Raw genomic sequence first — 24,407 nt, forward strand, 5'->3', positions numbered from 1 at the left:
AGTCATCCAACACAACGCCACAGCCAGCGGGAAAGCACGCCCCTCCCGTTCTTTTGAACGCAGGGACTCTGAAAGTCCGGGAGCGAAATTCTAAAACGTCGGCGGCGTACAGGCGCTGATGATCTCGCAGCCTTCAGAGCTGAGACAGCGGAAACGATGCGGCTGACGACTGTCGAAATGATAGGCATCACCCGGGCCCAGAATCTCGCGCCTGTCTCCCACCGTGATTTCTACCTGCCCGTGCAGGACAAACCCGCCCTCTTCGCCCTCATGGGCATAGACCATGGCCCCGGTATCCGCCCCGGACGCATAGGTCTCGCGCAGGATCTGAAGACTCCGGCCAGACAGGGGGCCTCCGATCTGCCCAAAGGTCACACCGTCCTGCTCGAACGTCATCAGTTCGTCCGCCCGGTAGAAGATCTTTTCATCACCCTCCGGGGCAATGCTGAAAAACTCCCCGAGCGTAACTGGAATTCCGTCCAGAATACGCTTGAGCGTTCCGACGGAAGGATTCATGTCACCTGATTCAATGAGGGAAATCGTAGAATTGGTCACACCGGTCCGCTTGGCCAGTTCGCGCTGGGACAGGTTCCGTGCCGTCCGCACAAGTCGCAGGCGTGCTCCCAAATCCATCCCGTTGTACCCTTCCCGGCCTCTTGCGTATCACCAGTATGTCATATCGAAACAGAAAGGAAACCTCGAAAATAAGAATACCAGATAGGGGTATAATTTTCTACGCCATCCAGGAGAGAAAGCGTCCTGCATCCGGGAACGTCTGGCCCAAAAGGCCGTTCCGGCGTAAACACGCAGTCAGGGCGACGTGTTCTGCAAAATCCAAAGAACGCGGAGACTTCCGAATATTCGGATTACGGCTCCGAGTGTCTGCGCAGGGACATCAGGAACAGGGTAGATTACAGATGCTGTACGCTTCGACGGGATGTTTCACTCTCACAGCGATCATGGGCGTCTGGCTCTCCATTTTCGCAGCCCGGTACAAGCGCCCCTTCAGCTTCCTTACGCCCATACATGTAGGCTCGGCCATTATGGGTTCGGTCTTTCTCATCATCGCCATCAGCAATGGCGACAATCGACTCATGCTGAACGTGGCGCTTGCCGTGGCCATCACGGCCTTCGGTGTACTGATGGCATTTTTCCGCAGACGCGGCGCCATGATCGCACCGCTCTATATGTGTCACATCCTGCTGGCGGTGATGTTCTATTTCTCGATGGTCTGCTTCACCATCTTCCCAAATTTCGGCCTCGATTGACCGCCCTTAAAGAGCCGAAAGGCTTCTCCAGATCATATAAGCCGCAACTGTGAAGATAACGCAGGCAAAGAACGTCGTCAGCGCCGCACCGGAACCCGACAGGCGTTTTGCCGCCCGGGTTCCGAGGAAACTCCCCACAATCCCCCCCGCCACGAACAGAACCCCCATCATCCAGTCCACGTAGCCCGAGAGCATGTAACTCAGCGCCGTACTCGCCCCCAGCGCCGCCACAGCCACAAGAGACGTCCCCACCGCATTGAGAATGGGCATCCGCGTGCAGGCAATCAGCGCAGGCACGATTAAAAACCCGCCGCCAATCCCGAAAAACCCAGACAGAACCCCCGTCCCGGCCCCGGCCATCATGACGCGCGGCATGTTCTGACGATTGCACGCCGCCCCCGCCTCGCCCTTGTTGCGCCGCCCCCGCAGCATGAGTACGCCCACCACGACCATCAGCAGCGCAAAACACAGCAGCAGCTTCTGCCCGTTCACCGCCTTGCCGAACGCTGCCCCGATGAGCGCCCCTACCACACCGCAGGGGGCAAAAATGGCCGCGCATTTCCATTTGACCGTTCCGGACCGGGCGTGACTGATCAACCCGGCCAGCGCATTGACCGCCACGGCCATCGCACTCGTCCCAATTGCGACATGAGGGTTCTTCACCCCCACCACATAGACCATCAGGGGAACGGCAAGGATGGAGCCCCCGCCCCCGATCAGGCCCAACGTGAATCCGATCAGGACACCGCAGGCCAGTTCAAGCGCAATATGCACAACCGGTTCAGCCGTCCTTCTTCGCGTTCAGCGGCTTGGGTGCAACCATGAGTTCGCGTCCCTTCAGCATCCCATCCCAGTACATCAGCGGCATGACGTATTTCTTGAGCCACCAGGCCAGACGCGTCGGCTTCTGTCCGTTGAGCAGCCATTTCGGCATCGTCGGCGCCAGCTTGCCGCCATAGCGGAACTCAGCCAGCACAATCCGCCCGTTTTCCACCGTCAGCGGACAGGCACCATAGCCTTCATATTCCGAAACCGGAGCCTGATGCTTCAGAAATGCCAGCACATTGGTCGCCACCACAGGCGCCTGCACCCGGACTGCGGCCGCCGTCTTGGCCGAAGACGTGCCGATCACGTCACCAATGGCAAACACGTCCGGAAAACGCACATGCTGCAACGTCGCCGGATTAACCTCAACAAACCCATCCGAACCCGCCAGCGTACTCTCGCGGATCACCTGCGGCGCGCTCTGCGGCGGCACCACATGCAGCATGTCGAACGTCCGCTCGACCTGCTCCACACTATCCCCGACCTTACGCTCGAAGGTTGCCGTGCGGTTCGGACCATCCACCGCCACAAGCTTCGACCCGGTATGCAGCCCAACGCGATAGCGCTTGATGTATTCCATCAGCGGCGGAACAAATTCCTTCACGCCAAACAGGCCCGGCGTAGCAGTGTCGAACTCCACCGAAATGCTGTCCAGCACGCCCCGACGCTTCCAGGCATCACAGGACAGATACACAGCCTTCTGCGGCGCACCGGCACATTTGATCGGCATGGGCGGCTGCGTGAAAATCGCCGTGCCACTTTTGAGCTGCTGCACCAGCTGCCAGGTATAAGGTGCCAGATCGAAACGGTAGTTCGACGTCACGCCGTTCTTGCCCAGCGTCTCCGCCAGACCGGGAATAGCGTCCCAGTTCAGCGTAATCCCCGTCGCCACGATCAGCGCGTCATAGGAAACGACCGTACCATCCCCCAGAACCACTTCCCGTACCTCCGGCCGGAATAGCTTCGCCGCCTGCCGCATCCAGACAACATCCTTCGGCATGACATCCGCTTCCTTGCGGCGCGTCTGGGCCGCCTGAAAGACACCGCCGCCCACAAGCGTCCAGCCCGGCTGGTAGAAATGCTCGTTCGATGGCTCAACCACGCCGACCGACAAGTGCCTGTTGCGCTTGAGCAGACTCCCCGCAGCCGACAGACCACCTGCGCCGCCACCGATAATCAGAACCTGAAAATGTGCTCCCCCCTTGCGCTGGGCAGCTGAGGGCGCAGCAACGCTCTCAATCCGCGCGCGGAGAATACTGACATCCACACCTGCCCTGTCCGTCACAGCAAAAATCTCGGACGCCGGACGCTTTCCTGCCTCGGCCAGCGCCCAGATCTGCGCGGCCCGCGTTCCAGAACGGCAATAGCCCACCACAGGCGCCGGCAGCGTTGCCAGAACCTCCCGCGTCTGGGCAACCTGCGCATCGGTTGGCACCGTCCCGGCCTTCACCGGGATTGCGGCAAACGCCAGCCCCGCTTCCTTCGCGGCCGCTTCGATCACTTTCATATCGGGCTGGTCCGGAGCTTCTCCGTCAGGGCGGAAACACAGGATCGTACGGAAACCCTCCGCCTTCAGATCCGCAATATCCTGCACGGCAATCTGGGGAGAAACGGCATAGCTGTCAGTCAGGTGGCGAGTTGGCATAGGAACTCCGGAAACGAGGAAAGATCTTGCAACAACGGCAGAGACGCGCCGAAAATACCGGTATCAGACGCGGTTAACGGGAATCTTGATGTAGCTCACGCCATCGGCTTCAGGCTCGGGCAGGTGCCCGCCGCGCATATTGACCTGCACGGACGGCATCAGCAGACGCGGCATCGCCAGAGTGGCATCGCGCTCCGTCCGCATCTTCACAAATTCTTCTTCGCTGATTCCGTCATGAACATGGATGTTGTAGCCACGCTCATGTCCAACCGTCGTCAGCCAGGCGTATTCGTCACGGCCCGGCGCCTTGTAGTCATGGCACAGAAACAGCCGCGTCTCGACCGGCAGCGACAGCAGACGGCGGATGGACCGGAAAAGCTGCCGTGAGTCACCCCCCGGAAAATCCGCCCGGGCCGTACCGAAATCCGGCATAAAGATCGTATCGCCCACAAAAGCAACGTTGCCGATCACAAACGCCATGTCCGCCGGTGTATGGCCCGGGACGTGCAGCACCGTCACGGGAAGCTCTCCGATCCGGAACGTCTCGCCATCAGTAAACAGACAGTCGAACTGCGACCCGTCCCGCGCGAACCGCGTCCCAGCATTGAAAATCTTGCCGAATACTGCCTGAACCCGAACAATATCCGCCCCGATCCCAAGCTTCCCACCAATCTTTTCCTGAAGCCACGGAGCAGCGGACAGATGATCAGCATGGGCATGCGTCTCCAGCTGCCAGTCAACGCCCAGACCTTCCCGCACGACATAATCAACAATTGCCTGCGCCGATCCGTGCGACGTGCGCCCGGCGGCCGCGTCATAATCGAGTACGCTGTCGATAACCGCAGCGCGCTTCGTGACCGGACAATGAACGACATGCGTAGCCGTATTTGTCGCCTCATCGAAAAATGTACAGACAACCGGAGAGGGGGACGCGCCTGCCTCGGTTCGCCGGATCTGGCCGGTTGCGGCCTGGATTGCTGCATCATGCATGGCGCTCACCCTCTGGCTGTGGAATGCCTTTACGACACTTTCATTAACTGTTAAGTTAATATTGTAAGTGTTGCATGTCAAGCGCCCTGATGCTTTTGGAACCGGATCATGAACGTATCCTCTTCTGCTGAAACCCCTCTTCCGCCCCTGCGCATCGGCGATCGTGCTCCGGATTTCAGCGCCCGCACCACTCATGGCGAATTCATCATGAGCGCCCTGCGCGGACACTGGGTTCTGCTTTTCGCCCATCCGGCCGATTTCACCCCCGTCTGCACAAGCGAGTTCATTGCCCTGGCCCGCAGTGCGGAGGAATTCCAGCAGCGGGACTGCGTCCTCCTGGGGATTTCCGCAGACAGCCTCCCCGCGCATCTTGCCTGGATCGATGCCATCCACACGCAGTTCGACGTCCACGTCCCCTTCCCCATCATCGAAGACCCCTCCCTCGCCGTCGCCCGGGCCTACGGAATGCTGGACAGCGCCGCACAGGACAGTGCCACTGTACGCTCGGTCTTCGTGATCGACCCCTCAGGCATCATCCGGGCCATCCTGAACTACCCAGCCACCGTCGGACGCTCCGTCCCGGAACTGCTCCGCCTGCTCTGCGCCCTTCAGGAAGTGGACCGTTCCGGCGCCCTGACCCCTGAAAACTGGCAACCCGGACAGTGCACCATCGCACCACCGCTGCAGACACAGGCCGCCGTAGAAAAAGCCGGAGCGAAGTGGTTCTTCCAGCCCATGACTCGGGAACGCCCATGACTGTTCTGCTCCCACTTGAGAAAAGCCGGGAACTGGCGGAATGGCTGCGCATCCTCGCCCAGCCTCAACGCCTCATGATCCTCTCGGCCCTGCTCGACAGCACACATGCCGTCAGCGAACTCGAAACCATGACCGGCATCGGCCAACCCACGCTAAGCCAGCATCTGGGCGCCCTCAGACGTGCCGGCCTGATCGAATCCCAACGCGAATCCCGCGCCATTCACTACTGCTGGGCCGACACGCCCGATGCCCGGCGGGCCCGCGTCCTTCTGATGAGCCTTCAACCCGGCGCACTTCCGCCAGAACTACCTTCTCCCGCACCTGAAGCCACACCCGGGCCAGCAGCTTCGGCGCGTTTTGCCCGTATTCTTCACCCCTAAAAGTCCTTAATCAGGAATTATCTAATCCCTATTTAAAGACAATAAAGGACGTATAGTTGCGATAAAGTGATTCGGGGGTGAAACTGCAAAAGCCCCATACGCTTACCTGCAGGTAAGGAGAAAGAACATGATCCGTTATTTTATCGCTCTGACCGGCCTGGCATTTGCACTGACGCAGACCGCTGGCGCAGCCACCCGCGAAGAACAGACGAAGGCCTGCAAAGGCGATGCGCTGCGCCTGTGCGCGCTTGCCATTCCCAACGAAGCCAAGATCACCGCCTGCATGCAGAAGAAGATCGACAAACTATCCCCGAAATGCCGCGCGATGTTCACACCTCTCCCTCAAGCCAAAAAAGCATCTGCGCCCAAGCCGAAACAGGGCTGAAGCACTCCTGCAAACCAGTTTGACGGATCCGTGATTGCGAAATCGGCTATTTCCGTAATCCCTCCCGCGTCCGTGACTGGTTTCCACCCGACAGACTGGATATGGTGCGTCCAGTGATTTTCAACAGAATACTGACATCACACCGCAACCGTCAGGATCGGACCCGACAGGCCTGGTGTGTTTTGCTGGACAGACCGGAACAATGACCCGACAGTACGACCGCCGCAAAGTAACCCTCAAGGACGTGGCAGCACAGGTCGGGGTTTCCCACACAACGGTTTCCAATGCCTATATCCGCCCTGGCCAGCTCTCGGCCGCCCTGCGCGAGAAGATCCTCGCCGCCGCGCAGGAGCTTGGATATACCGGCCCCGATCCAGCGGCCAAACAGCTTGCCACAGGTCGCGCAGGCGCTCTGGGCTTCCTGTTCAGCGAAGACCTGCCCTATGCCTTCACCGATCCCGCGATCCTCAGCGTCCTCAACGGCGTCGCCCGCTCCTGTGACGAGCGGGAAACCGATCTCGCCCTGATTTCCGCGGGCAGCAACCTACGCAACCGCACAGCTCCAGTCTCGCTCGGCAATGCTGCCGTCGACGGGTACATCCTCTACTCCGTCGCCCCAGACAGCCGCTGCGTCATGATGGCACAGCAGCGCAACGTCCCCCTCGTGGTGGTGGATCAGCCCCGTCTCAACGGCGTACCCTATGTCGGGATCGACGATCGTGGCTCTGCCTACCGCGCAGCCAAGACACTTCTCGATCTCGGGCACCGGCATTTCGGCATCCTGTCGCTCAAGACGGCCCATGACGGATATTTCGGCCCGCTGACCGCCAAACGCCGCGACAATATCGCCCACAGCACCATCGCCATGCGCCTTGAAGGCTATGTGCTCGCATTGCAGGAAGCCGGGATCGCGCCCGAGGACGTCCCGACCTGGGAAATCCCGATCAACTCCGAAGACATGGGCGCCCAGGGCGTACGCCATCTCCTCAATCGCGCCCAACGCCCGACCGCCATCCTCGCCATGAGCGACCGCGTGGCCATCGGCGCCATGCAAACCATCCGTGCGCTTGGCCTGAACATCCCGCAGGATGTGTCGATCTTCGGCTTTGACGACATCCCCGCCGCAGAAGGCGCGGACCTGAGCACGATCCACCAGCCGCATGAGCGCAAGGGCACGGAAGCCGTCCGCCTGCTCAGCGCCGCCACAGGCAGCAACGAAAACGTCATCCTTGAAACCGAACTGGTCCTGCGCGGCAGCATCGGCCCCGCCGCCTGAACTTCCCGTTCGGGAAGCCCTCAACCCCGAAGCGCCGCCGGCAGGTCCGCAAAAGCGTCAATCCGCAGATCCGGCCCCAGTGCGGCACATTGCTGCGAAGACCCATGACCGTAACTGGCCCAGCATGAGGCAATTCCAGCGTTACGCGCGAACTGGAGATCGGCCACGGTATCGCCCACCATCAGGAAAGCCGAGCGCGGCAGATCGGGAAAAAGCGGACGAACACGTTCTTCCATCACACGCGGATCGGGCTTGTGCGGGAGGTTCGGCTCTGACGCCACAACACCGCTGAAAAACGATTCCAGACCAAATCGCGCCATGCTCGCATGAACCGTGGGCGCATGCTTGTTGCTAAGAATGGCGAGAGTTTTCCCCTGCTCCTTCAGAGCGGCCAGCGTCTCCACCACGCCGTCGAACAGGACCGTCTCTTCCTCATCAGCCGCCGGATAGAACGCCCGATAGTGCCGCACGAATGAGGCGGCCTCGCGTTCGTCGCTTTTGGGTACGATCGCTTGGAACAGGGTCTGGAGCGTCCCGCCCCGCGTCAGTTCCTGTTCGAGGACATCAGTGGAGGGCGCTGCCACACCCACCGCATCAAAGGCCTCTTTCAAGCTGCGCAGAATAGCGGGCCGCGTCTCCGCCAGAGTGCCGTCATAATCGAGGAGAAGGATCGAAAAACGTGTCATATCCCCTTTTCCCCCGCCCAGCGCCGGAAATCCATCCCCCCGCACAACAACTGACCGATGTCTTACTCCGCAGGCTTTGCCACCCCCGTCAAAAGCGCTCGGATTCCCGGCAGGATCGCAATCAGCAATCCCCCGGGCGGCTGAGGGCTATGGGCGGATGCCAGCATGTTGGCCGAGTTTTCAAAGGCCGCCTGCTGTTCCTGAAGCAGCCGACTCGCATCTATCCGCCAGGCCGAACCTTCCCGACCGTCCAGAACCCCGAGCCCCGCCCGCGACAGCAGACCGACGGCATGCGACACCGGCACGACCGCCTCAAGCACCGGAATACCCTTCGCGCCCGCCACAAACGCCGCATCATTGCCCGACCAACGCTGCAGCATCTCCCGCAGCGGAACCGCAAGCGTGCGCTCGCCCCGGACGTACCGCGCTGCCATTTCATTAAACCGCAGTGCTACAAACGCATCCGGATCCGTCACCGCAACCGGCGCGGAGAGTATCGCATCCCCACTGGATGCAGCGAGATGGTTGAGAGCGTAGTTGCGGACTGGGACCGTCACTTCGGTCAGGATCTTCAGCGGCTCCGAATGTCCCGGCGCCATGGCCTCGCGCATGACCTCCCGATGCTGCGTTGCCTGAAGCCCGGTCGCCTCAAGCTCCGCCATCACTAGCGGCAGACGCCGTTCCAGATCAGGAACATCGCGCACATCCTGCCCGGACCAGAACCGCTCGGCCAGAGCCGCCATCCGGGGCCATAGCCGCCCATCCAGCATCGGCTCAGACACCATTTCCGCCCAGAGCGTACCTTCCGCCCCCATAACCAGCGCCTTCTGCCCGTCATCCAGAGGCAGAGCATGCTCATCCATCGCGAACGGCGTCCAAAACTCAGGATGTTTGGACGGATATTTCGCCAATTGCTCCGCCGTGATCCCCTCGGCCTTCGTATCAAACGGATCCACCGCATAATGAGCGGAAGACGGCCGCAGCAGATCCAGATAATACCCCGCCGACACCACAACCGGATGCCCGCCCCGCGTCGCTGTCCCGGTCCATTTCGAGGCCCGCCACGGTTCGACGACAACATTTTTGGGGATCGGCGCCTCACTGACCTCGTCCCAGCCCATCATGACATGCCCCTGGGCAGAAACGACCTTCGCAACCTCTCCTGTAAAAGCCGCCTGAAGCGCAGCGGCCGTCTCGAAACCATGCGCCTTCATATAGGCCGCAATGGCCGGATTCTTCGTCCACTGAGAGGAGATGACCTCATCGCCACCGGTATGAACATAACGGTCCGGGAAAAGTGTGCCCATCTCCCCGTACAACACGCGCACAAAACGCAACGTCTGCGGATTGGTCGGGTCGAGCGCAGCATTATTGAGGTTCAACCCCTTGGCGCTCACATCCGGCAGAGGCTGGGCCGCCAGTTCAGGATAGGCCTGAAGAATCGCCAGCGCATGACCCGGCACGTCGATTTCCGGCACGACACGGATGCCACGGTCAGCTGCATAGGCCACGACCTCGCGGATCTGCGCCTGCGTATAATACTGGCCGTGCGACGCCACGGTCTGGAGCTTCGGGAACATCCGGCTCTCGACACGGAAACCCGCTCCGTCACTCAGATGCCAGTGCAGGACGTTGAGCTTGACCAGCTCCATCGCATCAAGCTGCCGTTCGACAGTCTCGACCGTATCGAAATGCCGCGACACATCCATCAGCAAACCGCGCCACGCAAACCTGGGCGCATCCTCGACATGCACCCGCTCCACCAGCGCCCCCTGCGACGTCACCCGAACAAGCTGAAGCAACGTCGCCAGCCCGTGCATCACCCCCGCCGGTCCATCTGCCTCCAGCCGAGCACCGCTAACGGACGTCGTGAGCGCATAACGCTCCTTCTCGTCCACACTCAGATAAACCCGGTCCTGCCCAGCCGAGATATGCAGCATATAAGGCGTTCCCCTGCCCGCAGGCCCGGCAATCGCGGCCAGACGTGTCGTGAACCGCGCCGCGGCCCGCCGCAGCAGAGGCGAGGGCCGCGTGTCCCACACGACCTGAATACCACCCCCAATCGATGCCACCCCATTGGAGACCGAAACAGTCTGCGGCACGGGCAACAAGGCCTCTTCCGCCCGCGCAACACCCCCCAGTTCTCCGATCAGCACACTTCCCGCAAGAAGTAGCCACGCCGCACGGGCAAACCTGCGGGAAGAACTCAGGCCGCGAGGCGAGACGTGATGCGTCATACGGGGCTTTCCTTGAAAAATCGGAAGATCAGTGCGTATCGGTAGGGGGCGGCAGCGCATCAAGCATCCGCTGCGCATCATCAGCCGAGAGCGAAATGCCATAGAAATCATGATAGAAAGACCGGATCGACCGGATCATCGCCGGGACATTCACCTGCCCGGTCTGGACGATCTGCCGGGCCCAGATCACCTGAAGCATCAGCTCCGGCCCATAGCGATCCCAGGGGAAAAGACCCGTCGGATTGCGATAGATCCTCCCCGACTGCACGGCCTTGATCTTCGACCAGACAGGGTCCTTTTTCAATGCTTCCGGATCGCCCGCATTGGCAGCAACGATCAGAATATCCGGATTCCAGGAGAGGACCTGCTCGATGGAAACGGGTTGCTTGTTGCCGTGGATCCCCTGCGCCGCATTCAGCCCGCCTGCACTGCGTATCCATTGGTCAATGATGCTGTCATCACCATCCACCCGCAGCGGCTTGAGGGACTCCACATGCAGCACGCGCGGCCCCTGCGGGTTGGTCGGGGCCTGCGAGATGACCTGAAGGAACGCCGAGCGATAAGCCTGAGCACGCTTGGCGGCAATCGGCGTCTGAAGCAGGGTCGCGGTCCCGTCCACGCAGTCGAGCATCGTATCAAACCGGTCAAACCCTTCAGGCGCCACATTCAGCCCCGCCCGTATCAGAGCCCCGGCGGAATGGCCCGAGCTGGTGACGAACACCAGATCGGGATGCAGCGCCAGCAGTTCTTCCGCATTCAGGTTGCCCGGATCCAACGTCTCGGCCTCTGCCAGTTCCGGCACCAGATGGAACATCCAGGGCAGCATCGCCGGACGCGCCACGGTGCCCACGATCCGGTCCTGCGCACCCAGCATGATGAGCGTCGCATTATGCGCGTACCAGCCTTCAACAATCCGCCCGGGCGGGGCGGCATGCGCCACAGGAGCCGGCAGGGATATGAACAGCGCCCCACCCAGCAGAGCCGCCGGGAGTGTGAGGACCGAAAACCTCTTCAAGAGTTGTGAGAGTGTCATTTCTCGTCCCTTCCATGATGGAAAAAGCGGTTTCCGGCATGGTCCGTCTGGGCCAGAGACACACCGTAAAGCGCTGACATCCGTTGCGCCGTCACAACACCCTGAGGCGGCCCGTCTGCATCAATCCGACCGTGATCCAGGACCAGAACCCGGCTTGCCTGGACATACAGTTCTTCCGGCCGGTGCGAGGTGAGCATAACAAGCCGGCCTTCCCGAGCAAGATCCGCCAGCAGCGCCATCAGACGCAGCTGATACCCATAATCAAGCCCGGTCATCGGCTCATCCAGCAGCAGGCCCTGAGCGTCCTGCGCAATGGCCCGCGCCAGCACAACCCTCTGTCGCTCCCCGCCGGAAAGCTCCGTCACCGGCCGATCCGCCAATCCCGACAGCCCCATCCGCTCCAGCGCGGCATCAACCGCCATCCGATCTTCGGGAGCCAGGCGTCCCGTCAGCCCGGAATAAGGCACACGCCCCAACTCCACCATCCGCCGCACCGTATAGGGAAAGGTCGCGACATGGCTTTGCGGCACATAAGCGAGATGCCGCGCAATGGCAGAGGCAGACCACTCACGCAAAGAGCGACCTTCCAGAAAGACATCTCCGACCGAAGGCGTCAGAAACCCCATCAGCAACCGCAACAGCGTACTTTTACCCGCCCCGTTCAGACCCAGCAGCCCGACCAGCTCACCTTTCTCCAGCGAGAGAGCGATCCCCTGCAGCACGAAAGCATTCCCCCGGGGCTGACAAAACCCCAGGTTCCGGCAGGACAGCAGCGTCATGCCACCCCACTCCGCAGACGCCGCAACACCAGCACAAAGGCCAGCGCCCCGAAAAGCTGCGTAACGATCCCCAGCGGAACCTCCCCCGTCGTCAGACTGCGCGCACAGGTATCAGCCAGCACCAGCCCGGCCGCCCCCAGAAGCGCCGTCACCGGCATCATGTTCCGATGTTCCGCCCCGGCCAGAAGCCGCGCGACATGCGGCACCAGAAGCCCGATCCAGCCAATAATCCCCGCCATCGAGATCGTCATGGCACAGACCAGCGTCGCCAGAACGATCAGCGCCGGACGCATAACCCGCACCGATACGCCCAGACTGCGTGCCTCATCATCCCCGAGCGACAGAACATCAAGCACCGGCGCACACAGAACCAACGCCACCGTCAGAACAATCAGCGGCCCCGACATCCAGGCCAGTTCCTGCCAGTTGCTCGGCGCCAGACTGCCCAGCAGCCAGTTCACAATAGCGGGCAGCTGATCCATCGGATCGGCCAGATATTTCACCAAAGACAGTAACGCCGAGAAGATCGCATTCCCGATCAAACCACCCAGCAACAACGTCAGGATCCCTCCGCCGGGCAACGTCCTGCTGATCAGCAGCCCCGTCCCGACAGCCAGCAGACCGCCACCAAACGCCCCCACCTGCACCACAACCGCCGACCCGCCACTGACGATACTAAGCGCAGCACCAAACGCCGCCCCACTCAGAACCCCAAGCAGATCAGGCGAGACCAGCGGATTGCGGAAGACCGCCTGATAGGTTGCCCCCCCACAGGACAGCGCACTCCCGACCAGAAGCGCCGCCAGAATACGCGGCAGTCGCGCCTGCATGACGACAACCTGTGCCACGGGATCACTCGCGTAAGACAGATGCAACAGAGACCCGAACACCCCCACCACGCGCAATAGCGACAACGGATACCGCCCCAGACAGAGCGCGCACAGCACGCTCAGAATGACACAGACCAATGCGAGAGACCGGATCAGGGCAGGACGGGCGGAAATAACGCTTCCTCTCGGCAGAACGGCCAATCTGCCGTCAGGAAATCATAAGCCAAGCCTTCCCGCATCACCAGAACCCCACCGAGGGACAGGCCCGGGCAGAGAGCGGAGTCTGAAGCACCCTCGGAACAGGTTCTGGAAGTCTGTCAGAAGCATAGGAGGCTTTTGACACTCGGTGTCATAATATTCACAGAGAAGCATACTTGTTATGGAAGCAATCCAGCGGCCTCTCATGACAAGACATCAATACCATTCCCATATCCACACAGAGTCCACCTCAGGGAATACTGCAATCAGGACCAAAAAAATCCCGTATTAATGCTGAAACAGCACAAAATCTGTGTTATTTTCATGACAGAGGCGACATTCATTTCCAGAAACACCCGGTTTTGAGATAACGCAATCTTTCCTTTCACGCCTCCGTGCCCTAGGTTGCACCCAACTGCCATCTTTTGTGGCAAACCATTTCAAACCTGCCGGGACAGTTTAAGCATGCTCAAACGGATAGCTGCCGCCGTCATTGGCATTGGCGCAGTGGGAGGCATCGGCTTTCTTGCCTATGCCTGGTACCCCGCCATTGCCCCGATCCCGCGGCCAGCCGCATCGTCATTCTCCGCAGCCGCCATCAGCCGCGGCGAAATCGTGGCGAATGGCGGCTACTGTGCGGAATGTCATACCCGCGTGGATGGCAAGACCGGCCCAGAACTGGCCGGCGACTTCAAGATGGCCACACCCTTCGGTGACATCTTCTCGTCCAACATCACGCCTGATGAAGAATGGGGAATCGGCAACTGGTCGCTGGCTGCGTTCAAGCGCGCCATGAACAAGGGCATCGCCCGCGACGGCTCACAGCTCTATCCGGCTTTCCCGTTCGACCATTTCACGAAGGTCAACGATCAGGACGTCTCGGATCTCTACGCCTATCTGATGACGCGCCCGGCCGTGCATCTGAAGCCGCGTGACAACACGGTCCCCTTCCCGATCAACATCCGTCTGACCGGCCAGGGTTTCTGGAAGCTGCTGTTCTTCACTCCGGGCCGCTACCAGAACGACCCGAAGCACGACGCACAATGGAACCGTGGTGCCTATCTCGCCGAGGGCAACGAACACTGTGGCGCCTGCCATACGCCGCGTAACCTTCTCGGCGCCGAAAAGATGAGCAACATCTATGACGGTGCAGTCATCGACGGCTGGATCGCTCCGCCGCTGAACGACCACAACCCGACGCCCGTCGTCTGGACCGAAGACGAACTGTTCCAGTACCTGCGTTTCGGCGTGGCTCCGCTGCACGGTTCCGCCGCAGGTCCGATGTCGCCCGTCCCGCACCGCTTCCTCTCCAAGATCCCCGAGGAAGACGTACACGCCATCGCCCATTATTATGCGGACGTGGACAAAGCCGCCCAGCGCAGTGCTGGCGATCAGGCTGCGATTGCCCGCGCCATGCACATGTCTGGCATCAATCTGACCGGCCCGCAGACGCAGGACGCCGACGCCCGGCTGTATCAGGCCGCCTGCGGCGCCTGCCATTACAATTCCGGCCCGAACCCCGTTTCGGGACGTCCGGAACTAGCGCTGAACAATGCTGTCTGGCTGGATGAGCCGAACAACCTCTATCAGGTCATGCTGCATGGCATCACCGCTGAGGAAGGTCAGGACCACATCTCGATGCCAAGCTTCTACACTGCCCTGTCCGATCATGACATGGCCCGCATCGCCGCGTATCTGCGTCGCACACGCACCACGCTGCCCCCCTGGACGGATCTGGAGAAGAAGGCCGCGAGCGCGCGCGCCACGCTCGAAGCTCCGCCCATCAACGCTTCGCACTGATCCGGGCAGGACTGGGAAAACAGGACATGACCACGAAATTTGAACTCAACGGACAGCCCGTTACGGTCGACGCCCCGGCAGATACCCCCCTGCTCTGGGCCATCCGTGACGACCTGAACCTGACCGGCACCAAGTTCGGCTGCGGCATCGGTGAATGCGGTGCCTGCACCGTCCATGTGGGCGGCCGCGCCACACGCTCCTGCATTACGCCGCTCTCCGCCGTCGAAGGCGCTTCGGTCACAACGATCGAAGGTCTAGACCCGGCAGGAAACCACGTCGTGCAGGTTGCCTGGCGTGACCAGCAGGTGCCGCAGTGCGGCTACTGCCAGTCCGGACAGATCATGCAGGCCGCAAGCCTCCTGAAGGACTATCCGAACCCGACGGACGACCAGATTGACGGCGTAATGGGCGGCAGCCTCTGCCGCTGCATGACCTATATCCGCATCCGCAAGGCCATCAAGGAAGCTGCTTCCAAGCAGCAGGAAGGCGCCAACAATGGCTAAAATCGAACAGATTGCGAAAAAGAGCGACGCCACGCGCCTCTCCCGCCGCAACTTCCTGATGACGGCGACCGGCGCCGGGCTGATGTTCGGTTTCGCCCGCAAGGCCGGCGCTGCAACGACGCTACCCTCCGCCATGCCGCCGGAAGCCGCGTTCGAGCCCAACATCTGGTGCGCCATCGCGCCCGACGGCGCCATCAACGTCAATATCGTTCGCGCCGAAATGGGCCAGCATGTCGGCACCGCCCTCGCCCGCATCATCGCGGACGAAATGGATGCGAACTGGGACAATATCCGGATCACCGAAGTCGACACCGCTCCGAAATGGGCCGGGAAATACGTCACCGGCGGGTCCTGGTCAGTCTGGGACACCTGGGACACGTTCCGTCAGGCCGGTGCCGCAGCCCGGACGGTCATGCTGGAAGAAGGTGCAAAACTTCTCGGCACGACGCCGGAGCACTGCACCGTCAATGAAAGCGTCGTTTCCGCAGGCGGCAAAAGCGTGTCTTTCGGAGACATCGTGGCCCGCGCCAAGCCGACGCGGAGTTTCACGCCGGACGAGATGGCAAAACTGCCGCTCAAGCCGGTCACGAACCGTCGCCTCATCAGCAAGCCCGTCCCGGCGCTCGACATTCCGGACAAGACGACCGGCAAGGCCATTTACGGCATCGACGTTAAGCTCGACGGCATGGTTTATGGCCGCCCGAAAATGCCGCCGACCCGCTACGCCGCCAAAGTCATCTCCGTGGACGACAGCGCCGCGAAGAAGATCCCCGGCTATCTGCGCTACGTCGTGCTGGACGATCCTTCCGGCATCGTTCCGGGCTGGGTCGTGGCACTGGCAAAGACCTATCCCGCCGCCATCCGTGCTGCCGACGCCCTGAAAGTCCAGTGGAATCCCGGCCCGACGATCAACGTCTCCGAGGCGGACATCATCGAGCACGGCCGCAAGCTGGCCGCTGATCCGAAGAACGGCACCCGCGTCTTCAATGACAAGGGCGTGGACGAAGCCCTGACCATCCACCCCGGTCAGGTTTTCGAACGCAGCTATACATGTGCCTCGGTCGCGCATTACCAGCTCGAGCCGGTGAACGCCGTGGCCCGCCACATTGACGGCATGTGGGAAATCCACACCGGCAACCAGTGGCAGTCCCTGATCCTGCCGCAGCTCGCCAAGTCGCTCCAGGTCCCCGAAGAGCAGGTCGTCATGCGCACCTACATGCTCGGCGGTGGTTTCGGACGTCGTCTGAACGGCGATTACTGCATTCCGGCAGCCCTTGCCTCCAAGGCCATCGGCGGCGCACCGGTAAAGCTGATCCTGACCCGTTCCGATGACATGGAGCTGGACTCCATCCGCTCGCCGTCCATCCAGACGATCAAGGTTGCGCTCGACAACGACCGCAAGAAAATCGTGGCTATGGATTATGTCGCAGTCGCAGGCTGGCCGACGCAGGTCATGGCCCCGGCCTTCCTCGCCACCGGTGAAGACGGCAAGAAGTACGATCCGTTCGCCATCGCTGGTGCGGACCACTGGTACGAAACCGGCCCGACCCGCGTCCGCGCCATCAGCAACGATCTGGCCAACGCAACCTTCCGTCCCGGCTGGCTGCGCTCGGTCAGTGCCGGCTGGACGCCGTGGGCCCTGGAAAGCTTCCTCGACGAAGTTGCCCACTCGACCAAGCAAGACCCGCTGGAATTCCGCCTGTCGATGTTCACGGCACAAGGGCGCAATGCCGGTCAGGCTCCCAACTCAGTGGGCGGGGCAAAGCGTCAGGCCGCTGTACTCCAGCGTCTGGCCGACAAGATCGGATATGCCAAGCAGCAGCTTCCTGCTGATACCGGTATCGGCATCGCCACCAGCTTCGGCCAGGAACGCGGTATGCCGACCTGGACAGCCGGTGCGGCGCAGGTTCATGTCGATCGCAAGACGGGCGTGATCACCTGCCAAAAACTCTGGCTGGTGCTCGATGCCGGCACTATCGTCGATCCGGGTGGAGCCCTGGCCCAAACCGAAGGCGCGGCGCTATGGGGCCTGAGCATGGCCCTGTTCGAGGGTACCGAGATCGTCGACGGCACGATCAAGGACCGCAACCTCAACACCTACACCCCGCTGCGCATACCCGATGTACCGGAGATGGATATCGAATTCATCCAGAACACCGAAAAGCCCACAGGCCTTGGTGAACCGGGTGTCACGGTCGTCGCACCTGCTATTGGTAACGCACTCTTCAACGCCGTTGGCATACGCCTGCGCCACATGCCGATGCGCCCTGCCGATGCCCGCCGCGAGCTGAAGCAGCATACGAGCTAATCCAGCCCGCGCATCACGAAAAAGGCCGCAGCCCCCGGAACTGCGGCCTTTTTCATGCGTGGTGACAGAGCCACATCCCATAATCCGGACGGGATAGGCTTGCCAAAAACCCCAAAAGTCGTGAGAGACTGAGCCGTTCAGGAACCAGCAGGAGCCGGGACGACGATACGCCGCCGGGAAAAGGACAAACTGTGAGCTGGTTTTACGAAGAACATGGCACCCGCAAGGGGCCGGTGTCAGCAGATGGGATGAAAGCCCTCGTCACAGAAGGGATCATCGGACATTCCACCCTGTGCTGGACCGAAAGCTTCGGCGGTGAATGGCACCCAGCTGGAAGCTGCGTGTTCTGGCCCCCCCAGCCCGAAGGCGTTCCCCCGGCTCTTCCCGTAAGCCTGATCTCGAACCGCTGGCTGTGGCTCAGCCTGATCGGCCCGTTCTTCGGCAAGATGGCGATCGAAATCCTGGAAGGATTCGGCTTCATTCCGGAGTTCGCGAGCAATATCGGCACTATGGTCGTCAGTATCGGGATTTTCTACTACGCGCTGATCATGGACCGCCGCAGCCTGCTGGCAGCGGGCTTCCGCCCCGGCACGATCCTGTGGATCCTCCTGCCCCCGCTCTATTTCTGGCGCCGCATCCAGATCGTGGGTCACGGCATGCTGCTTTTTTTCCTGTCGGTACTCGTGTTTCTGTGCGAGTTCATTCCCGCGATCACCAATGGCTGGCACATCATGCCGGACGAAGGCCTCTCCAGCTACGTCTCCCGCCGCTACTACGAGCTGTAAGCCCTCAGCAATACCGGCGGTAAAACGCCTCGACCCTGCTGGCTGCCGCACCGATCCTATAGCGCGACATGTCCCATTGGCGCGGTACAGCATGCTCCAGACGACGCAGCCCTTCCGCCAACGCCTCCAGACAGTCCGGCACCACCATGCAATCCGGCGCATCAGCCAGAATATCCTTCACGCCACCGGCCGCCGTAGCACAAACTGGCAATCCGGCTTCCATGGCCTCCAGCAGCACCAGTCCGAACGGTTCATGACGTGAGGGCACGATAAACGCATCAAACGCCGCCAGAAGATCGGGCATGTCCGTGCGATACCCGGTGAAGATGATCTCCGAACGCCCCTGTGCCGCCTGTTGCAACGCGCCGCGCTCCGGCCCGTCGCCCACGATAACGAGACGGGTCCCGGGCTTCAGCTCCGCCTGCTTCCAGGCCTGAATCAGAAGCCCGAAATTCTTCTCCTCAACCATCCGCCCCGCTGCGCCAATTACGACGCCCCCGTCCGGAATTTTCCACTCCCACCGCATCCGCGCCCGCAAAGCCGCGCGCACTTCGCAGGTTGATCGCGGAGGCACCGTCCAGTTGGGAATCAACGCAGAGGCATTACGCTGTTTTTCCGGCAGGGACTCCTGCTGCCAGGACGCAATACAGACCAACCCGTCATGCGCGGCATAGCTACGCCCCCGATAGCAGGTGTGCAGCGTGGCCACCACCGGAACGGACCCCACCAGCCCCGCCCGACGCAGCCAGCTCACACGGGCGGAGGCACGACCCAGATGGGTATGGACGATATCATGGCGGCCGCTGCGCAACTCGGAGGCCAGTGCGGGCAGATAGCCCGCCCTCCCAGCCCGCACGACCTTCACCTGGGGACAGAGAAACCCGCTGATGTCGCCGCCCGTCAGCGGATCGACCGTATTACGCTCCAGCAGGAGCGTAACGTCATGGCTCCGCGCCTGAATGGCGGAGAGTTCCGCAAGATGACGCTCCGTCCCCGCGAATTCCCGGGTCGAGAGGCAGTGCAGAATTCTCAATCGGGAAGTCACGCGCTTTTTCCTTGATGGGCGTGGCGGGAAAACCGGAAATCAGGAGTTGATCCGGCCCCCGACGCCCCATGCACCCTCAATGATCGGGCCGCTGCGGGTGGACATACGCTGATACGGCGGCCTTGGCTGACAGGCCACAAGATAGAGACCCACCGTAAACAGAAGCTGGGAAATCGTGGTCATCTGGGTCAGAAGCCAGATGAAACCCGGCACGCCCATGCCGCGGAACAACTGGTAGACCAGAAACGCCAGCGACAGCAGGCGCATGGCCCGCAGCAGCGGTCGCAGCGGATTGAGCATCCCGGGACGAACCAGCGGCGCCGAACGTTTCATGCCGAGGAAGAACGCCAGACTGATGCACCAGATCAGCGCACTGTCGATCATGTTGGACAGACTGGCGCCGAACAGCAGCATAGGCAGCACGAGGGAGAGCCCGTCCAGCATCAGCGCGCCGAGCTGACAGCTCAGGCCAAGCTGCAGCGCCGTCAGGCGCCCGGGAAGGCGATCCGCCACAGGCTGGAACAGCCGGTCAAGCAGCCAGTCATCCACATGGGCAATGCGTTCAGGTAAAGTCATCACAGGCACTTTATCCGCCCGGACACCCCCCTGCACATAATTTTTTCTTCATCCGGCCGTCAGATACAGCTCGGCCAACGCAGGCTACACATGCTGGACAGAGACCGGCCCAACCGGTTTATTCTTTTATGAAGATGCGTTTCTCCTCTGGAAAGTTCTGAACACATGTCCGCACTCTCCCGTCTGTCACGTCTGTCACTGCTGACAGCCACCATGCTGGCGTCTCCGGTCCTTGCGGGAGCCCAGGCCGCACCGGCCCCGACCCCCACGACAAACGCAGCAACAGCGAGTGCCACCCCCACGACGGTCACACGGGCGACCCTCGCCAACGGACTGCGGGTCATCGTGGTGCGCGATACCCTCGCCCCGGTGGTGCAGACGATGCTGAACTATGAGACAGGCTCGGTGAACGCCCCGAAAGGCTTTCCAGGGACGGCCCATGCGCTTGAGCACATGATGTTCAACGGCTCGCAGAGCCTGTCGCGCGACCAGCTTTCCACCATCAGCGCGCAGCTCGGCAACAACGACAATGCGGACACAACGTCAGACGTCACCCAGTATTATTTCAAGGCCCCCGCCAGTGACCTCGACGTCCTGCTCCGCATCGAGGCCGGACGCATGCGCGGCCTGAACATCACCGAAGCCGAATGGGCACATGAGAAAGGCGCCATCGAACAGGAAGTCTCACGCGACCTCTCCAGCCCGATCTACCGCTATCTCTCGCAGATCCGCGCCGCCCTCTATGCCGGCACCCCCTACGAGCAGGACGCCCTTGGCACCCGTCCATCCTTCGATGCCACGACAGCGCCCCTGCTGAAGAAGTTCTATGATTCCTGGTACGCGCCCAACAACGCCGTGCTGGTCATCACCGGCGATGTGGACCCGCAAGACACACTGAAGAAGGTTCAGGCCGCTTTCGGCAACATCCCGGCCTCCACCCTGCCAGAGCGCAGCACTGTCTCCCCCACTCCGGCCAAGGCACAGAGCATCGCGCTCGATACCGACCTGCCGATCGGCCTCGTGACCATGGCCTGGCGCATGCCCGGCCAGCGTGATCCCGACTACGCCGCCGCCACCCTGCTCGCCGACGCCATCAGCAGCCAGCGGGCCGCCCTGTTCGACCTCGTACCGTCTGGCAAGGCACTCGATACCGGCTTCATGTATGACCCCGAAGCACAGGCCGGTCTGGGCGTCGTGTATGCCGGCTTCCCCAAGGGTGCGAACCCGAACGCCCTGCGGACCAGCGTCGCCAGCATCATGGAAAATTTCCGCACCCACGGCATCCCGGCCGAGCTGATCGAAGCCGCCCGCCGTAAGGAAATCGCCTCGCTCGAATTCAACGCCAACAGCATTTCCGGCCTGGCCGAAAGCTGGTCACAGGCCGTCGCCATCCAGCACCTGAACGACCCGCAGGACATGCTGGCCGCCTTCCGCCACGTGACCAAGGAACAGGTTGACGCGCTGGCCAAAAAGCTGCTCGACCCCGCCCACGCCATCACCGCCACCCTGACACCAAGCTCCTCGGGCAAGCCGGTCGGCCAGAAAGGCTTCGGGGGCGCTGAATCCTTCAATACACCGCCTTCCGGCAAGGTCGCCCTGCCGGACTGGGCACAGCAGGCCCTCGCCCGCCTGACGATCCCGGCCGCAGCCCCCCTTCCGGCCGCCTATACGCTGTCGAACGGCCTGCACCTGCTGGTCCAGCCCGAGCATGTCAGCCACACCGTCGAACTGATCGGCCGGATCCGCCAGAACGCAGATCTCGAACAGCCGGCCGGGCAGGAAGGCGTGGCGGACGTGACCGAACAGATGTTCCTCTACGGCAGCAAAACGCATGACCGTCTGGCCCTCGCCCGCGCCCTCGACGATCTCTCGGCAGACGAGGACGCCGGCCCGTCTTTCTCGCTCAGCACTCTGACTCCGAACTTTGAAAAGGGTCTCGCCCTGCTGGCGGATCACGAGCTGAACCCGGCCTTCCCGGAAAAAGCGTTCCACATCACCCAGATGCAGGCCGCACAGGCACAGGCCGGCGAACTCCAGTCACCGGGCTACCGCTTCGGCCGCGCTGCCCGCAAGGCACTGGTCCCACCGCAGGACCCTACCCTGCGTGAAGCGACTCCCGCCACGATCGGCAAGCTCACTCTCGCGGACGTGCAGGCCTATTACGCCCACGCCTACCGCCCGGACCTGACCACCATTGTCATCGTCGGCGACATCACCCCCGAAGCTGCAAAAGCAGATATCGAAAAGGCTTTTGGCGTCTGGAAGGCCGTAGGCCCGAAGCCCGTCGTCGATCTGCCCGACATCCCTCTGAGCCGCGCCTCCCAGGCTGTGGTCGCGGATCCGGGACGCTCACAGGATGAGGTCAAGCTCGTTGAGACCATCGGCATGAAGGTGACTGACCCCGACCGCCATGCCCTGGCGGTCGGCAACACGATCCTCGGGGATGGTTTCTCTTCGCGCCTGATGCAGGACCTGCGCGTGAAGACAGGCTATGTCTATGGCGCCGGAAGCGGCTTTACCTATTCCCGCACCCGCAGCGGCTTCGGCATCACCTTTGGCGCCGATCCGGACAAGGTTGGGAAGGCCCGCGCCCTCGCCGTCAAGGACGTCGAAGACATGCGCAACATCCCCGTCTCGAAGGAAAGCCTCGACCTCGCCAAGGCGTCCCTGCTGCGTAGCCAGCCCATGTCCCGCGCCAGCTTCAGCGCATTGGCCGGAAGCTACCTGTCCCTGATCGCCCTCGACCTGCCGCTGGACAGCCCTGCCAAAGCCGCTCAGGCGATCTACGACATGAAGCCCGAGCAGGTGCAGGCCGCTTTCCGCAAATGGGTCCGCCCCACTGACCTCGCCCAGATCGTCATGGGTCCCCAGCCGAACTGATCTTTCCCTTCCGGCACAACAGCAAAAGGCCACGGACTGCTCCGTGGCCTTTTTTCATACCCGCCCCTGAACCCAGGGCACAAAAAAAGCCGGAGACACGCTCCGGCTTTTTCAGGATCAGGCAGGAAAGAGCGTCAGGTCAGACCGCCCCTCAGCCAATCAGCCCCTCATCCTTGAGCACACGCAGCGCATACTGGATGCGATGCGTGTACAGATGCTCGGCCTTTGTCCGCGCCTGAGCCTGACGGGCCATCTTCACGCGCAGATCGTTGTTGTCGAGATACGTCGTCACCAACCGCTCGAAATCCACACGGTTGGAGAACACCGGGATCTCGTCGGCAGAGTAATAGCGGCGGATCTCATGCGTATCCTCGTGGAACACCTGGAACGCCCCGGCCAGAGCAGCCTCGAATGTCCGCGGCCCCGGTGTAGACGGCGCAATCACGAAACGCTTGTTCTCAAAGCTCAGCGAACGACCGAGGTTCAGCACCAGCTTGGAACGGCGATAAAGCTCCACAAGCTGGGACTTCTCGATCCGCGCATCGGAGAACCCGATCCCCAGTTCACCCCAGCCCGGGCCAACGATCTTGATGTTCAGGTCCCGCAAAACCGGAAGCAGGTTGCGGACAATGTCCTTGCGGTTCGTGAACGCCACACCGCAGAAGAGGACATCGATCGTCTTCTCGGACTTCGCATCGATCTCGCCGTAATGCAGCTTCGGGCTGGCTGCCAGCGGCAGATGAAACACCCGCTCACGCTGATAGAAGTTATGTCCCCAGCGGTCGCAGGAGAAGATCACGTCGAAATCATCGGCGATACGATAGTTCGCGTCCTGCTCGTAGGGATCTTCCGTCGCCCAGAACACCGTTACCGCGCCGATCTTCTTCGCCTCACGGCAGACCTCGCCGAAATACGTACTTTCCGGAAGATAGGAGCCGATTGCGAATACGATCGTCGGCTTCAGTACCCGGATGGAACTCGCAGCGGCCGAAATGTGCACGGCCGTGACATTGTCTTCGCCAAAACAATCTGCCCAGCCATCCATGATGGACTCACGGATCTGCGCATTGGCCTGGCTTTCATACCGGCCACCACTGCAGACAAGAACGCGCCCTGTCAGGCCACTCATTCCGCTGGCCGGCCCGCTGGCGCTTCCGGCTTCCACGATCATTTCTTTCACTGCGTCCATAACCTTCCCTGCCCTCCCAAATTTTTCAAACCG

Annotated in this window: 22 protein-coding genes; 10 read left to right on the forward strand and 12 right to left on the reverse strand. The window is 61.6% G+C overall.

Features of this window, described 5'->3' with window-relative positions; genetic code table 11:
* Positions 1–90 precede the first annotated feature (90 nt).
* On the reverse strand, positions 91–633 hold the full coding sequence (locus IGS75_RS03510) for a cupin domain-containing protein (RefSeq protein WP_141350847.1): 543 nt from the start codon (positions 631–633) through the stop codon (positions 91–93).
* Between the two features lie 284 nt (positions 634–917).
* Here IGS75_RS03510 and IGS75_RS03515 point away from each other — a divergent pair, with 284 nt between their 5' ends.
* The gene (locus IGS75_RS03515) at positions 918–1,268 is read left to right on the forward strand and encodes a hypothetical protein (protein WP_202257592.1); all 351 of its coding nucleotides are present in this window, start codon (positions 918–920) and stop codon (positions 1,266–1,268) included.
* A gap of 6 nt (positions 1,269–1,274) precedes the next feature.
* On the opposite strand, the gene IGS75_RS03520 is transcribed toward IGS75_RS03515, so the two are convergent.
* From IGS75_RS03520 to IGS75_RS03530, 3 genes are all read right to left on the reverse strand, one after another.
* Positions 1,275–2,042, reverse strand: a complete 768-nt coding sequence (locus IGS75_RS03520; RefSeq protein ID WP_202257593.1) for a sulfite exporter TauE/SafE family protein — start codon at positions 2,040–2,042, stop codon at positions 1,275–1,277.
* A gap of 7 nt (positions 2,043–2,049) precedes the next feature.
* The gene (locus IGS75_RS03525; protein WP_141350841.1) at positions 2,050–3,738 is read right to left on the reverse strand and encodes a bifunctional protein tyrosine phosphatase family protein/NAD(P)/FAD-dependent oxidoreductase; all 1,689 of its coding nucleotides are present in this window, start codon (positions 3,736–3,738) and stop codon (positions 2,050–2,052) included.
* Positions 3,739–3,801: 63 nt separating this feature from the next.
* Positions 3,802–4,728 carry an MBL fold metallo-hydrolase gene (locus tag IGS75_RS03530; RefSeq protein ID WP_141350839.1) on the reverse strand — a complete coding sequence of 309 codons (927 nt, stop codon included), beginning with the start codon at positions 4,726–4,728 and terminating at the stop codon, positions 3,802–3,804.
* Between the two features lie 108 nt (positions 4,729–4,836).
* Here IGS75_RS03530 and IGS75_RS03535 point away from each other — a divergent pair, with 108 nt between their 5' ends.
* The 4 genes from IGS75_RS03535 (at position 4,837) to IGS75_RS03550 (ending at position 7,525) form a co-directional block, all read left to right on the forward strand.
* Positions 4,837–5,484, forward strand: a complete 648-nt coding sequence (locus tag IGS75_RS03535) for a peroxiredoxin (protein WP_202257594.1) — start codon at positions 4,837–4,839, stop codon at positions 5,482–5,484.
* On the forward strand, positions 5,481–5,864 hold the full coding sequence (locus IGS75_RS03540) for an ArsR/SmtB family transcription factor (RefSeq protein WP_202257595.1): 384 nt from the start codon (positions 5,481–5,483) through the stop codon (positions 5,862–5,864). Before IGS75_RS03535 ends, IGS75_RS03540 begins: the two co-directional genes overlap by 4 nt.
* Positions 5,865–5,991: 127 nt before the next feature.
* Positions 5,992–6,249: a hypothetical protein gene (locus IGS75_RS03545; RefSeq protein WP_202257596.1), complete on the forward strand. Its 258-nt coding sequence runs from the start codon at positions 5,992–5,994 to the stop codon at positions 6,247–6,249.
* Between the two features lie 202 nt (positions 6,250–6,451).
* A complete protein-coding gene (locus IGS75_RS03550) occupies positions 6,452–7,525 on the forward strand; it encodes a LacI family DNA-binding transcriptional regulator (RefSeq protein WP_141350833.1) in 1,074 nt (357 codons plus the stop codon).
* 20 nt (positions 7,526–7,545) lie between these two features.
* Here the strand turns inward: IGS75_RS03550 and IGS75_RS03555 are convergent, their stop codons facing one another.
* The 5 genes from IGS75_RS03555 to IGS75_RS03575 form a co-directional block, all read right to left on the reverse strand.
* Positions 7,546–8,211 carry an HAD family hydrolase gene (locus IGS75_RS03555; protein WP_202257597.1) on the reverse strand — a complete coding sequence of 222 codons (666 nt, stop codon included), beginning with the start codon at positions 8,209–8,211 and terminating at the stop codon, positions 7,546–7,548.
* A gap of 62 nt (positions 8,212–8,273) precedes the next feature.
* Positions 8,274–10,448 carry a family 20 glycosylhydrolase gene (locus IGS75_RS03560; protein ID WP_202257598.1) on the reverse strand — a complete coding sequence of 725 codons (2,175 nt, stop codon included), beginning with the start codon at positions 10,446–10,448 and terminating at the stop codon, positions 8,274–8,276.
* A 28-nt stretch (positions 10,449–10,476) separates the two neighbouring features.
* Positions 10,477–11,481: an ABC transporter substrate-binding protein gene (locus tag IGS75_RS03565; protein WP_202257599.1), complete on the reverse strand. Its 1,005-nt coding sequence runs from the start codon at positions 11,479–11,481 to the stop codon at positions 10,477–10,479.
* Positions 11,478–12,260: an ABC transporter ATP-binding protein gene (locus IGS75_RS03570; protein ID WP_202257600.1), complete on the reverse strand. Its 783-nt coding sequence runs from the start codon at positions 12,258–12,260 to the stop codon at positions 11,478–11,480. The genes IGS75_RS03565 and IGS75_RS03570 overlap by 4 nt, the downstream gene beginning before the upstream one ends.
* Positions 12,257–13,291, reverse strand: coding sequence for a FecCD family ABC transporter permease (locus IGS75_RS03575; RefSeq protein ID WP_202257601.1), 1,035 nt, complete (start codon positions 13,289–13,291; stop codon positions 12,257–12,259). Before IGS75_RS03575 ends, IGS75_RS03570 begins: the two co-directional genes overlap by 4 nt.
* Before the next feature lie 462 nt (positions 13,292–13,753).
* On the opposite strand from IGS75_RS03575, the gene IGS75_RS03580 reads away from it, so the two are divergent.
* From IGS75_RS03580 to IGS75_RS03595, 4 genes are all read left to right on the forward strand, one after another.
* Positions 13,754–15,088 carry a cytochrome c gene (locus tag IGS75_RS03580; protein WP_202257602.1) on the forward strand — a complete coding sequence of 445 codons (1,335 nt, stop codon included), beginning with the start codon at positions 13,754–13,756 and terminating at the stop codon, positions 15,086–15,088.
* Positions 15,089–15,114: 26 nt separating this feature from the next.
* The gene (locus IGS75_RS03585) at positions 15,115–15,591 is read left to right on the forward strand and encodes a (2Fe-2S)-binding protein (RefSeq protein ID WP_141350819.1); all 477 of its coding nucleotides are present in this window, start codon (positions 15,115–15,117) and stop codon (positions 15,589–15,591) included.
* Positions 15,584–17,899, forward strand: coding sequence for a xanthine dehydrogenase family protein molybdopterin-binding subunit (locus IGS75_RS03590; RefSeq protein ID WP_202257603.1), 2,316 nt, complete (start codon positions 15,584–15,586; stop codon positions 17,897–17,899). Before IGS75_RS03585 ends, IGS75_RS03590 begins: the two co-directional genes overlap by 8 nt.
* A 191-nt stretch (positions 17,900–18,090) precedes the next feature.
* The gene (locus IGS75_RS03595; RefSeq protein WP_202257604.1) at positions 18,091–18,684 is read left to right on the forward strand and encodes a DUF4339 domain-containing protein; all 594 of its coding nucleotides are present in this window, start codon (positions 18,091–18,093) and stop codon (positions 18,682–18,684) included.
* Between the two features lie 4 nt (positions 18,685–18,688).
* Here the strand turns inward: IGS75_RS03595 and IGS75_RS03600 are convergent, their stop codons facing one another.
* Together IGS75_RS03600 and IGS75_RS03605 are read right to left on the reverse strand one after the other, a co-directional pair.
* On the reverse strand, positions 18,689–19,729 hold the full coding sequence (locus IGS75_RS03600; protein WP_174787534.1) for a glycosyltransferase: 1,041 nt from the start codon (positions 19,727–19,729) through the stop codon (positions 18,689–18,691).
* A gap of 39 nt (positions 19,730–19,768) precedes the next feature.
* Entirely contained in the window at positions 19,769–20,305 is a 537-nt protein-coding gene (locus IGS75_RS03605; protein WP_141350813.1) for a hypothetical protein, read from the reverse strand.
* 165 nt (positions 20,306–20,470) lie between these two features.
* On the opposite strand from IGS75_RS03605, the gene IGS75_RS03610 reads away from it, so the two are divergent.
* Positions 20,471–23,185 (forward strand): M16 family metallopeptidase, encoded by a 2,715-nt coding sequence (locus tag IGS75_RS03610; RefSeq protein WP_202257605.1) that lies wholly within the window; start codon positions 20,471–20,473, stop codon positions 23,183–23,185.
* 151 nt (positions 23,186–23,336) lie between these two features.
* Here the strand turns inward: IGS75_RS03610 and IGS75_RS03615 are convergent, their stop codons facing one another.
* A complete protein-coding gene (locus IGS75_RS03615; protein ID WP_237468965.1) occupies positions 23,337–24,374 on the reverse strand; it encodes a CgeB family protein in 1,038 nt (345 codons plus the stop codon).
* Between the last annotated feature and the right edge of the window lie 33 nt (positions 24,375–24,407).

It is taken from the genome of Gluconobacter sphaericus, from assembly GCF_016757795.1.
Lineage (GTDB): Bacteria > Pseudomonadota > Alphaproteobacteria > Acetobacterales > Acetobacteraceae > Gluconobacter > Gluconobacter sphaericus.